The organism is Herbaspirillum sp. DW155 (genome assembly GCF_037076565.1).
In the GTDB taxonomy this organism is placed as follows: domain Bacteria; phylum Pseudomonadota; class Gammaproteobacteria; order Burkholderiales; family Burkholderiaceae_D; genus Herbaspirillum.
In genome coordinates, this window is record NZ_AP029028.1 from 1,183,279 (window position 1) to 1,194,776 (window position 11,498).

The following is an 11,498-nucleotide window of genomic DNA, read 5'->3' on the forward strand; positions in this document are numbered from 1 at the left end:
CTTGCCCAAATCGCCCCGTTTCACTACAATGCGCTCACCATTTCGTCTCACGTGACTGGCGAAACGCCGCGTAAAACCGGCCAAGATGGGGATCCATCGGGAAGCGTGAGATTTCAACAGCCGTGCGCCTGGGCAGCCGAATGGACAGTACGACTGAGGCTGCCCGCACTCCCACACCATTTTCTGGCCCTCATTCGATTTCGGAAGTCGAGCTACCGGCATGTCCGCATCCTGCCGGTGACACGATCTTCGGCCGCAGCTCATCAATTTGGAGAAACACCATGTTTGACAAGAACCAGACTCTCTCAAAAGTCGATCCCGACCTGTGGTCTGCCATCCAGAAGGAAAACACCCGCCAGCAGGATCACATCGAGCTGATCGCGTCCGAAAACTACACCTCGCCGGCCGTGATGGAGGCGCAAGGTTCGCAGCTGACCAACAAGTACGCCGAAGGCTATCCGGGCAAGCGCTACTACGGTGGCTGCGAATACGTGGACGTGGCCGAACAGCTGGCCATCGACCGTCTGAAGGCCCTGTTCGGCGCCGAAGCCGCCAACGTGCAACCGAACTCCGGTTCCCAGGCCAACCAGGGCGTGTTCTTCGCCATGTTGAAGCCGGGCGACACCATCATGGGCATGTCGCTGGCAGAAGGCGGTCACCTGACCCACGGCATGGCGCTGAACATGTCGGGCAAGTGGTTCAACGTGGTCTCCTACGGCCTGAACGAAAAGGAAGAAATCGACTACGAGGCCATGGAACGCCTGGCCCGTGAGAAGAAGCCCAGGCTGATCATCGCTGGCGCCTCGGCTTACTCGCTGCGCATCGACTTCGAGCGCTTCGCCAAGATCGCCAAGGAAGTCGGCGCCTACTTCATGGTCGACATGGCCCACTACGCCGGCCTGATCGCCGCTGGCGTGTACCCCAACCCGGTGCCCTTCGCCGACTTCGTGACCTCGACCACCCACAAGTCCCTGCGCGGTCCGCGCGGTGGCGTGATCCTGATGAAGGCCGAGCATGAGAAGGCCATCAACTCGGCCATCTTCCCCGGCATCCAGGGTGGTCCGCTGATGCACGTGATCGCGGCCAAGGCCGTGGCCTTCAAGGAAGCGGCTTCGCCCGAATTCAAGGCCTACCAGCAGCAAGTGGTGAAGAATGCCGACGTGCTGGCCAAGACCCTGATCAAGCGCGGCCTGCGCATCGTCTCAGGCGGCACCGAGTCGCACGTGATGCTGGTGGACCTGCGTCCGAAGGGCCTGACCGGCAAGGAAGCCGAAGCCATCCTGGGTTCGGCCCACATGACCTGCAACAAGAACGGCATCCCCAACGATCCGGAAAAGCCATTCGTGACCTCCGGCATCCGCCTGGGCAGCCCGGCCATGACCACCCGTGGTTTCAAGGAAGCCGAAGCCGAGAAGGTCGGCAACCTGATCGCCGACGTGCTGGACAACCCGCACGACGCCGCCACCATCGAGCGCGTCAAGGCCGAAGTGAAGAAGCTGACCGACGCCTTCCCGGTCTACGGCTGATTGGTGTTGGCAGGGCCGGCCCGTTGCGGGCCGGCATGAAGTTTCCTGCCAAAATCGGGAAAATTGAAAAGTTGGTCCTGACGGCGCCCGTTCCTGCGGGCGCCGTCGCTTATCTGCACTACCATACGATGGTCCTGGCGGGACGGCGATGCAATACTCCGGGCTTCGCCCTGGCCGCGCCGATCTGCGGCATCGAAGTCACGAGGGGCTTGCCCTCATTGTCCAGCTCATCCAGCTCAATCACATCACTGCCACCATGAAGTGCCCATTCTGCAATCACGAAGACACCCCGGTGCTGGATACGCGCCTGTCCGAGGACGGCCATTCGATCCGACGCCGCCGCCGCTGCGGCAATTGCGACAAGCGCTTCACGACCTATGAACGTATCGAGCTGACCATGCCGGTGATCGTGAAGAAGAATGGCAGCCGCACCGACTTCGATCCGGCCAAGCTGCGCGGCAGTCTCATGCTGGCCCTGCGCAAGCGCCCGGTGTCGGCCGAGGCGGTGGACATGGCCATCCAGAGCATCCAGGACAAGTTGCTGCAAAGCGGCGAGCGCGAGGTCATGTCGGGACAGGTGGGGGAGCTGGTGATGCGCGAACTGAAGCGCCTGGACAAGATCGCCTACATCCGATTTGCCTCGGTCTACAAGAGCTTCGAGGATGTGACCGAATTCCAGGATGCCATCGATGAAGTGGGGCTGGAGCGCAAGGCGGCCAAGAAGCGGGAGAGCTGACGCCAGCGTGGCCGGGTGCATGAATGCATGCACTTTTCTGATCCACTCACAAGGTAAACAGGCATAAAAAAACGGCTGCAGATGCAGCCGTTTTCCTTGAATCAAGTCCCGCCTGTGCCGCTGTGCCGGCATCCTGAACCTGACGGTTCAAGTTGGCTGCAGTAGTTCAATTTCGGGTTCATCGGACTAGCGACGCTCACGCCCATCGAACGATCCCACAGCCTATGCTCGTAAATGGTTCAAGGAATATATGGCAATCGCGAACACGGCAGGAGTACGAAGTCTAACCCATTCAGGGTTCTCCTCCAAGACCTTCGCCGAAAATAAGTCCACGATTTTGTAACCGGATTTTCGATGCATCAGTGGAGCCGGGCAAGGAAGCAAAAATGGCTGCGCAAGGCAGCCATTTTTCTTTGCAGCGTGTAGAGCATGTCCGCTGTCAGCATCATGCTGACGACATGCTCAGAACAGTTTTTCCTGCGGTGCCAGCGCCTGGTCCACCACCTCGGTGATGGCGGCGATCTGCTGCTGCCACTGGGCAATGGTGAGGCCGGCAAACGGGCCTTCGGCGCGTTGCATGCTCAGCAACTCGGCGGCGATGCCCAGGCCTGCCATCACGGCGATACGGTCGGTGCCCTTGATGCGACCGGCGTCGCGGATGGCGCGCATCTTCTGGTCGAGATAGGCCACTGCGTGATGCAGCGCAGCCTGTTCGCCTTCCTGGCAGGCCAGCGTGTAGGACTGGCCCATGATCATGGCGTTGATCTGGATGGTGCTCATGCAGCCTCCTCATCGGCCGCAGCCGTCTCTTCCTCGGCGGCTACCGGCAGTTGCGCCAGGACGGCGGCCACGCGCTCGTAGGCTTGATCCACGCGGGTGGCGAGGGTGGTGTTGTCTTCGGAGAGCAGTTTGACTTTCCGGCGCAGCTCGGCATTTTCTTCGCGCAGGCCTTGGGCCAGCTGGGCGAGCTGTGTGACTTTTTCAGCCAGTTGCAGGAATTCGGAACTCATGTGTTGATTTGTTCGCAGGAGTGGGGTGACGCTGGCGGGCACCAGCATTTGTCAGAGATGTTCAGGATGACCAGTGCTCAATCGTTCAATTATAAGCGTATTGCCGCGCCACCTGAACAAGAACGGCCGCACGCAGCGGCCGGATGGGTTGGTCCGCGCGGCCCGGGTTTGGTTCCCCGGCGCCGCTCGCCGGGGGCTATTCGCTGCGCCGCGTGGCCTGGCCGTGCATGCGCATGTAGCCCTGTTGCAGTACGAAGTTGTCGAAGGCGGTCATCAGAGGATGATATTTCTCGCTGTTGCGCTCCAGTTGCATCAGCGCGTAGCCGGTGGCTTCGAGGGTGGCCAGTTGCTCGGGCTTGTGCGACTTGCGGATGGTGTAGCGCGAGGTCGGGGTGTCGATCAGCATCATGCGCGGCAGGCTTTGCAGCATCGGATTTTCGAACAGCATCTTGCGGCTCTTGCGCCAGGTGCCGTCGAGGATCACCAGGCGGATGCGCTTGAGGGGTTCCTGCTTGTCCACCGTCATGGTGCGCGCATCGAAATAGCGGGTCTCGGCGGTGCAGGCGTCATCCGTGTAGAGCAGGACGGGATGCACGGTTTCGCTGGGGGGAACGCCACGCAGGCGGGACGGCGCGTGCAGCATCGCATGCAGTTCTTCGGGATCGAACACCGAGCCCACCACCAGCTTGCTGTAGGGCAGGCTCAGGTGCAGCAGGCGCACGCTGTTCTTGGCGTTGCTCACTTCGAGCGGATGCTGCAGGATCAGCACATCGATGGCGTGGTCGATGGGAGAGGTCCAGTGGCAAATGCATGCCGTCAGTGCCCTCTGGCAGATGGGACAGAGCAATCTGCGGGCCAGTTGTTGATCGTGGTGGGAAACCAAAATGTCAGCCTTCTGTAGTTTAGCGATTGTCACCTGGCAGAACGGCGGGGCGGCGGGGCACAAGTTTGCGCGCTCCGCTACCAGGTGATGAACCCGTTCTTCGTGGGCCGTAGATTGGACTCAGTACTGCCATACGTCAATCGACATAAAGCGAAGAAATTCTCGATTTTTGCGGAAATGTGGTTGGCATTTTGCTGATTCGGGTTTGCAGCCCTTGCGCTGGCCCATGTCATGAGACATGCTGGAAAGCTTTGCTGCAGGCGTCTCCCAGCCTGCGACGACCAGTCGATCCGTCTCATACCTTCAGGAAATCTTCCCGTCCCCCGAGCCAGCGTGCCAGATGGCGATCCACAATGTCAGGTGCGTGCTGCAGCAGGGCCTGGGCGGTATCGCGGGCCTTTTCCACCAGCCACTGGTCGGTTGCCAGATCGGCAAAGCGCAGCATGGCCTCGCCCGATTGCCTTGCCCCGAGGAATTCCCCCGGTCCGCGGATATCCAGGTCGCGCCGCGCAATCTCGAAGCCATCGGTGGTCTCGCGCATGGTCGCCAGGCGTTGCTTGGCGGTGCCCCCCAGCGGTCCCTGGTACAGCAGCAGGCACACGCTGGCCGCTGATCCCCGTCCCACGCGTCCGCGCAGCTGGTGCAGCTGCGACAGGCCGAAACGCTCGGCATGCTCGATCACCATCAGCGAGGCATTGGGCACGTCCACACCGACTTCGATGACGGTGGTGGCCACCAGCAGGTGGATCGCGCCCCGGCTGAAGCCTTCCATGACGATCTGCTTTTCCACCGGCTTCATGCGGCCGTGTACCAGGCCGATCTGCAGGTCCGGCAGCGCGGCCGAGAGGGCGGCATGGGTATCGGTGGCGGTCTGCAATTGCAGGGCTTCGGATTCCTCGATCAGCGGGCAGACCCAATAAATCTGCTTGCCTTCCAGCGCCGCGGCATGGACCCGTTCGATGACTTCATCACGGCGGTTCTGGTCGATCACGCGGGTGACGATGGGCGAGCGTCCTGGCGGCAATTCATCGATCACCGACACTTCGAGGTCGGCGTAATAGGTCATGGCCAGGGTGCGTGGAATCGGGGTGGCCGACATCATCAGCTGGTGCGGCACGGCCGGTGCATCGCGGTCGGCGGCGTTGAAGCTCTTGTTGCGCAGGGCCAGGCGTTGGCCTACGCCGAAGCGATGCTGTTCATCTACGATCACCAGCCCCAGGTTCTCGAACTGCACCGTGTCCTGGATCAGCGCATGGGTGCCGATGACCAGGCGCGCAGTGCCGGATTCGATGTGGGCCAGGGCTTCGGTCTTTTCCTTTTTCTTCTGGCTGCCGGAGAGCCAGGCCACGCCGACGTTGAGCGGTTCCATCCAGGCGGCGATCTTGCGGAAATGCTGTTCGGCCAGGATTTCGGTGGGCGCCATCAGCACCGCCTGGCAGCCGCTGTCGATGGCCTGGGCGGCGGCCAGTGCGGCTACCACCGTCTTGCCGCTGCCGACGTCGCCCTGCAGCAGGCGCTGCATGGGGAAGGACTGGCGCAGGTCGGCGCGAATTTCTTCCAGCACCCGCTGTTGCGCGCCGGTCAGCTGGAAGGGCAGGATCTTCGTCAGTTCCTCGGTGATGCGTCCGCTCACCGGCAGGGCGCGCGAGGTCTTGGCACGGCGCGCGGCCTGGGCGCGCTTCAACGACAGTTGCTGGGCCAGCAGTTCATCGAACTTCATGCGGATCCAGGCGGGGTGGGAACGTTCGATCAATGCATGTTCATCCACGTCCGGCGGCGGATTGTGCAGCAGCCGCACCGAGGGCTCGAAGGCGGCCAGATTCAGCGTTTGCAGCATCGAGGGCGGCAGCGTGTCGCTCCAGTCCAGGCGGCTCATGGCATTGGCGATGGCCTTGCGCAGATAGGCCTGGGAGAGCCCTTCACCGGCCGGATAGACCGGCGTGAGCACGTCCGGCAAGGGCGCGCCTTCATTGACCACCTTGTAGGAAGGGTGGACCATCTCGGCGCCGAAAAAGCCGTGCCGCAATTCGCCGCGCACCCGCACACGCGTGCCTTCGGCCAGTTGCTTGGTCTGGCTGCCGTAGAAATTGAGAAAACGCAGGGTCAGCTGGCCGCTGTCGTCGCCCATGGTCACGATCAATTGCCGACGCGGGCGGAACTGCACCTCGCAGGAGGTCACCACGCCTTCCACCTGCACCGTCTGCAAGCCGCGCATGGAGGCTTCGGCAATGCTCATGAGGGTGGTTTCATCCTCGTAGCGCAGCGGCAGGTGCAATACCAGGTCCATGTCATTGTGCAGGCCCAGCCTGGCCAGCTTGTTTTCGGGCTTGGCGGCCGGCTTGGCGGTGGATGCGGCTTTCTTCTTCGTGGCCGGCGGGCTGGTTTTCTTCGCGGTAGCGGGCATGCGGTCGGCGTGATAGGGACGGAGGGCCATTCAGGCTAGTCGCACGCGCATATGGGAAAAACGCGCAGACAGCGTAAAATAGCGGGTTACGCTATTTTACTGTGATTATTTACAGTATCAATCCCGCCGGCAACACTTCTTGCCCGGGACGCGCCGCCGCTCAGGCGCCCTGAGCGCCGCTGCACGCACTGCCTCCATCATTATTTTGCAAGCATGTACTCTCTTTCCGATTTCGATTTCGAGCTCCCGCCCGAGCTGATCGCCCAGACCCCGCTGCCCGAGCGCAGCGCCTCGCGCCTGCTGCAGGTACAGGGCGCGCAACTGACCGACCGCCGTTTCTCCGATATCGTGGAGTTGCTGCAACCCGGCGACCTGCTGGTCTTCAACGATACCCGCGTCATCAAGGCGCGCCTGTTCGGGGTGAAGGAAACCGGCGGCAAGATCGAGGCGCTGGTCGAGCGCATCCTTGATCCGCGCACCGTCCACGCCCAGGTGCGCGCCTCCAAGTCGCCCCCACCGGGCACCCGCATCCGCCTGGCTGATGCCTTCGATGTGACCGTAGGTGAACGTTTCGGCGAATTCTACACATTGCACTTCCCTGAGGATGCCTTCGAGCTGCTGGAGCAATACGGCAGCCTGCCGCTGCCGCCCTACATCGACCACGAGGCCGATGCCTATGACGAGACGCGCTACCAGACCGTCTACGCCAGGGAGCCCGGCGCCGTGGCTGCACCGACGGCCGGCCTGCACTTCGATGAAGCCCTGCTGCAGCAACTGACCGCGCGTGGCGTCAGGCAAGCCTTCGTGACTCTGCACGTGGGCGCCGGCACCTTCCAGCCGGTGCGGGTGGAAGATCTGTCCCAGCACAAGATGCACAGCGAGTGGTACACCATCTCGCCCGAAACGGTGGAGGCCGTACGCGCCACCAAGGCGGCGGGCCGCCGCGTGATCGCGGTGGGTACCACCAGCATGCGCGCGCTGGAGTCGGGCTCGCAGAGTGGCCAGCTCAAGGCCGGCAGCGATGACACGCAGCTCTTCATCACGCCCGGCTACACCTTCAAGACCGTGGATCAGCTGGTCACCAACTTCCACCTGCCCAAGTCGACTCTGCTGATGCTGGTGTCGGCCTTCGCCGGCTATGAACACATCCGCGCGGCCTATGCGCACGCCATCGCACAGAAGTATCGTTTCTTCAGCTATGGCGATGCCATGCTGCTGACCCGTACCTGAGAAACCTGAACAAGAAACCCGAGAGCACCATGCTGGAATTCACCCTGCTGAAAACTGACGGAAAGGCCCGCCGCGGCCGCGTCAAACTGAACCACGGCACCGTCGAGACGCCCATCTTCATGCCGGTCGGCACCTATGGTTCGGTCAAGGCCATGTCGCCGCTGGAGCTGAAGGAAATCAACGCCCAGATCATCCTCGGCAATACCTTTCACCTGTGGCTGCGCCCGGGGTTGGAAGTGGTCAGCAAGTTCGGTGGCCTGCACAAGTTCATCGGCTGGGACAAGCCCATCCTGACCGACTCCGGCGGCTTCCAGGTGTTTTCGCTGGGCGAGATGCGCAAGATCACGGAAGAGGGCGTGCACTTTGCTTCACCCATCAATGGCGACCGCCTGTTCCTCTCGCCGGAAATCTCCATGCAGATCCAGCGCGTGCTCAATTCGGATATCGTCATGCAGTTCGACGAATGCACGCCCTACGAGATCGACGGCCGTCCCGCCACCCGCGAAGAAGCCGGCAAGTCCATGCGCATGTCGCTGCGCTGGGCCAAGCGTTCCAAGGATGAATTCGATCGCGGCGAGAATCCCAATGCGCTCTTCGGCATCGTCCAGGGCGGCATGTTCGAAGGACTGCGCGATGAATCGCTGGCCGGCCTGGAAGAACTGGGCTTCGATGGCTTTGCCATCGGCGGCCTCTCGGTGGGTGAGCCCAAGGAAGACATGATGCGCGTGCTGGAGCACGTCGGCCCGCGCCTGCCGGCCGACAAGCCGCACTACCTGATGGGCGTGGGTACGCCGGAAGACCTGGTGGAAGGCGTCGCCAACGGCGTGGACATGTTCGATTGCGTCATGCCCACCCGCAATGCGCGCAACGGCTGGATCTTCACGCGCTATGGCGACGTCAAGATCAAGAACGCCAAGTACAAGAACGATGACCGGCCCTTCGACGAAAGCTGCGACTGCTACGCCTGCAAGAACTTCTCGCGCGCCTACCTGCACCACCTGCATCGCGCCGGTGAAATCCTGGGCGCGCGCATGAATACGGTCCATAACCTGCACTACTACCTGCAACTGATGCAGGAGATGCGCGACGCCATCGATGCCGGCACCTTCCAACATTTCGTGAAGACATTCAAGGAAGACCGCGCCCGCGGCGTGGACTGATCTCCTCGCAGGACATCAGTCCATCAGCGATGGCGCACCCGCTGCGCCGTCGCCGCCAGCCGCAGCAGTGCTTCCCACAACTGCGCCGGTGCCACCGGCTTGTGCAGCACCGGAATGCCGCTCTGGCTGGCTTCGCGCAGCCGCGCCGGGGCCGTATCGCCGGTGATCAGGAGCGCGCCGATGTCTCTTCCGCTGGCCCGCCGCACGGCCGCAATGGCCTCGGTGCCGTTGCGGTACGCGCGCAGGCGATAGTCGCTGATGACCACATCGAAGGCGTGGGAGCGCGCCAGCGCTTCGGCTTCTTCCAGGCTGTCTACCTCGATGCTGTGACAGCCCCACTGCGCCAGCAAGTGGGCCATGCTGTCGCGCACGCGCCGGTCGTCGTCCACCAGCAGGATGCGCAAGCCTTGCAGATCGCGTTCCATCAGGCCTGCCGGCGTCGGTGCCGGTGCTTGTGCCGGCAGCGGTGTGGTGGCTAAGGGCAGTTTGAGCTTGAACACGCTGCCCCGTCCGGGCCGCGACTGCACCGTCAGTTCCAGCCCCTGCCGCCGGGCCAGACCCTCGGCGATGGCCAGGCCCAGTCCCATGCCCTTGTTGTGATCGCGTTCGGGATTGCCCAGCTGGTGGAACTCGCGGAAGATTTCCTGCTGCTGTGCCGGGGCAATGCCGATGCCGGTATCCCACACCTCCAGCCACACTTGCGGACCGCGCCGGCGGCAAGCCACCAGCACGCCGCCGCGCTCGGTGTAGCGGATCGCATTGGAAACCAGGTTGCGCAGGATCAGTTCGGTCAGCGCAGCATCGGCATAGGCCACTGCTTCACTCTCGCGCAGACGGAACACCAGGCCCTTGGCTTCGGCTTGCGTAGCCATCTCGCGGCTGATGCGATGGATCAGCGCCTGCGGGCGGAAGGGCGCGGGCTGCGGCGTGACCACGCCGGCTTCGATGCGGGAATAATCCAGCAGGGTATGCAGCATCTCGGCGCAGTTGTCGGCGGCATTGCGCAGGCGGCTCACCACGTCGCGCTGCATGGGGTCCAGCGGCGTATTGGCCAGTACTTCCAGGAACAATCCCTGGGCATGGATAGGCTGGCGCAGGTCGTGGCTGGCACCGGCCAGGAAGCGCGACTTGGCGGCATTGGCCTGTTCGGCCTGCTGCAGGGCTTGCCGGGTTTTCTCGGACTGGCGTTGCAGACGCTCGATCAGCGCATTGTTTTCGAAACGCAGCATGATGGCCGCCCTGGCCGCGCGCCCGCTGTTGCGCGCCTGCACCAGCAGCGAAGCCACGTAGAGCAGGGCAGCGATGGCCAGGACCTGCAGCGAGGCTTCGCGGGTATGCCAGGCGCTGGTGGCCAGCATGCCCAGCTCCACCAGGCAGAACGAGACGAAGGCCGGCATCACCGGCGAGAGGATGGACATGGAGTTGCCCGCCACCCCGGCCAGCACGCCGATGACCAGGATGCTGCCACCCGGGCTGGCGGTATCGAGCGCCAGCGGGGCCAGCCAGCCCCAGGCGGCGCCATCGATGCCATGCAAAAGGATCAGGCGGCGCTTGATCCGGGCGATGTTGCCCGGCGTAATCTCGGTCGCCAGCAAACGCCGCGCATCGGCATAGTCGAACAGCTTGGAGGCGATGACACCACCGGCCCAGGCCAGCAGCGGCAAGAGCCCGGCATTGTCGCGCAGTGCGTACGCCACCAGCAGCGCGACCAGGATGCCGGGCAGGACTGAACTGCCGAGGTTGCCGCACAAGAGCCGGATCTGTTCGACCCGCACGCGGTGCAGGGTGTCTTCTCCCAGCGCCGCTTCTTCGGAGGAAGAGGCCGAAGAAGACGATGAGCCCGACGAGGCCAGCCAGCCCTGGCGCGCCATCTCAGCTCACCAACCCGCGTCGGCGCGCTGCGAAGGCGGCCTCGGCGCGGTTGTCCACGTCCAGCGCCAGCAGGATCGCCTGGACATGGCCACGAATGGTGTTTTCCGACAGATTGAGGCGGCGCCCGATGGCCTTGTTGGTCAGCCCCTGGCTGAGCAGTCCCAGCACCTCATACTGGCGCGGCGTGAACTGCGGTTTGCCGGCGCCATCGGCGCTCGCGCTGTCCGGGGGCAGGGGATGACGCCCGGTGGCCACTTCCAGCAAGACCTGCAGGATGTGTTCGGCGGTGGCCGCCTTGGAGACGAAGGCCGCCGCGCCGCGCCGCGTGGCTTCGCGCACGGTCTCGTCGGTATCGTCGGCCGACAGGATGATCACCGGTACCTGCGGCCACTTGCGCGCCAGCACCGACATGCCGTCGATGCCATTGAGCCCGCCCAGCTGGATGTCGAGCAGCACCAGGTCCGGCATCTGGCTGTCCTCCAGGCGCATGGCATCCTCCAGCGAGGCGGCCTCGGCAATGTTGGCGTGCGGCAAGGCGGCCTGCAGGACCAGCCGCAGGCCGGAACGAAAGAGTGCGTGATCGTCGATGATCAGAAGACGTGAAGTCGGCATGTTTGGAAACCCTCCCGCAGCCGCTATCGCAATCCGTACCGGCCTTTGGAAACTGTTTTTGTTGT

At 63.3% G+C, this 11,498-nt stretch carries 10 protein-coding genes, 1 other RNA gene and 1 riboswitch; of the genes, 4 read left to right on the plus strand and 7 right to left on the minus strand.

The window, feature by feature from the left end:
- The first annotated feature begins 41 nt into the window (after window positions 1-41).
- Window positions 42-141, plus strand: a riboswitch (ZMP/ZTP riboswitch).
- A 140-nt stretch (window positions 142-281) separates the two neighbouring features.
- Entirely contained in the window at window positions 282-1,526 is a 1,245-nt protein-coding gene (glyA, locus tag AACH55_RS05385; RefSeq protein WP_338718400.1) for a serine hydroxymethyltransferase, read from the plus strand.
- A 256-nt stretch (window positions 1,527-1,782) separates the two neighbouring features.
- Window positions 1,783-2,262 (plus strand): transcriptional regulator NrdR, encoded by a 480-nt coding sequence (gene nrdR / locus AACH55_RS05390; RefSeq protein WP_338718401.1) that lies wholly within the window; start codon window positions 1,783-1,785, stop codon window positions 2,260-2,262.
- 101 nt (window positions 2,263-2,363) lie between these two features.
- Here the strand turns inward: nrdR and ssrS are convergent.
- The 5 genes from ssrS to recG all read right to left on the minus strand — a co-directional run bounded on the left by ssrS (window position 2,364) and on the right by recG (window position 6,559).
- Window positions 2,364-2,540, minus strand: a non-coding RNA gene (gene ssrS, locus AACH55_RS05395) — 6S RNA.
- 184 nt (window positions 2,541-2,724) lie between these two features.
- Window positions 2,725-3,042 carry a cell division protein ZapA gene (locus AACH55_RS05400; protein WP_034330349.1) on the minus strand — a complete coding sequence of 106 codons (318 nt, stop codon included), beginning with the start codon at window positions 3,040-3,042 and terminating at the stop codon, window positions 2,725-2,727.
- Window positions 3,039-3,272 carry a DUF904 domain-containing protein gene (locus AACH55_RS05405; protein WP_338718402.1) on the minus strand — a complete coding sequence of 78 codons (234 nt, stop codon included), beginning with the start codon at window positions 3,270-3,272 and terminating at the stop codon, window positions 3,039-3,041. Before AACH55_RS05405 ends, AACH55_RS05400 begins: the two co-directional genes overlap by 4 nt.
- Before the next feature lie 196 nt (window positions 3,273-3,468).
- Window positions 3,469-4,155: a tRNA-uridine aminocarboxypropyltransferase gene (locus AACH55_RS05410; RefSeq protein WP_338718403.1), complete on the minus strand. Its 687-nt coding sequence runs from the start codon at window positions 4,153-4,155 to the stop codon at window positions 3,469-3,471.
- Window positions 4,156-4,450: 295 nt separating this feature from the next.
- Window positions 4,451-6,559: an ATP-dependent DNA helicase RecG gene (gene recG / locus AACH55_RS05415; protein ID WP_338720182.1), complete on the minus strand. Its 2,109-nt coding sequence runs from the start codon at window positions 6,557-6,559 to the stop codon at window positions 4,451-4,453.
- A 213-nt stretch (window positions 6,560-6,772) separates the two neighbouring features.
- On the opposite strand from recG, the gene queA reads away from it, so the two are divergent.
- Complete coding sequence (queA, locus tag AACH55_RS05420; RefSeq protein WP_338718404.1) at window positions 6,773-7,789, plus strand: tRNA preQ1(34) S-adenosylmethionine ribosyltransferase-isomerase QueA; 1,017 nt, start codon at window positions 6,773-6,775, stop codon at window positions 7,787-7,789.
- A gap of 29 nt (window positions 7,790-7,818) precedes the next feature.
- The gene (gene tgt, locus AACH55_RS05425; RefSeq protein WP_338718405.1) at window positions 7,819-8,949 is read left to right on the plus strand and encodes a tRNA guanosine(34) transglycosylase Tgt; all 1,131 of its coding nucleotides are present in this window, start codon (window positions 7,819-7,821) and stop codon (window positions 8,947-8,949) included.
- A gap of 23 nt (window positions 8,950-8,972) precedes the next feature.
- Here tgt and AACH55_RS05430 read toward each other — a convergent pair whose 3' ends face one another.
- Together AACH55_RS05430 and AACH55_RS05435 are read right to left on the minus strand one after the other, a co-directional pair.
- A complete protein-coding gene (locus AACH55_RS05430) occupies window positions 8,973-10,820 on the minus strand; it encodes an ATP-binding protein (protein WP_338718406.1) in 1,848 nt (615 codons plus the stop codon).
- A 1-nt stretch (window position 10,821) separates the two neighbouring features.
- Window positions 10,822-11,433 (minus strand): response regulator transcription factor, encoded by a 612-nt coding sequence (locus tag AACH55_RS05435; protein WP_338718407.1) that lies wholly within the window; start codon window positions 11,431-11,433, stop codon window positions 10,822-10,824.
- Window positions 11,434-11,498 lie beyond the last annotated feature (65 nt).

Coding starts and splice junctions, on each gene's coding strand:
- glyA (WP_338718400.1), top strand. CDS start 282: ATGTTTGACAAGAACCAGACTCTCTCAAAAGTCGATCCCGACCTGTGG.
- nrdR (WP_338718401.1), top strand. CDS start 1,783: ATGAAGTGCCCATTCTGCAATCACGAAGACACCCCGGTGCTGGATACG.
- AACH55_RS05400 (WP_034330349.1), bottom strand. CDS start 3,042: ATGAGCACCATCCAGATCAACGCCATGATCATGGGCCAGTCCTACACG.
- AACH55_RS05405 (WP_338718402.1), bottom strand. CDS start 3,272: ATGAGTTCCGAATTCCTGCAACTGGCTGAAAAAGTCACACAGCTCGCC.
- recG (WP_338720182.1), bottom strand. CDS start 6,559: ATGCCCGCTACCGCGAAGAAAACCAGCCCGCCGGCCACGAAGAAGAAA.
- queA (WP_338718404.1), top strand. CDS start 6,773: ATGTACTCTCTTTCCGATTTCGATTTCGAGCTCCCGCCCGAGCTGATC.
- tgt (WP_338718405.1), top strand. CDS start 7,819: ATGCTGGAATTCACCCTGCTGAAAACTGACGGAAAGGCCCGCCGCGGC.
- AACH55_RS05430 (WP_338718406.1), bottom strand. CDS start 10,820: ATGGCGCGCCAGGGCTGGCTGGCCTCGTCGGGCTCATCGTCTTCTTCG.
- AACH55_RS05435 (WP_338718407.1), bottom strand. CDS start 11,433: ATGCCGACTTCACGTCTTCTGATCATCGACGATCACGCACTCTTTCGT.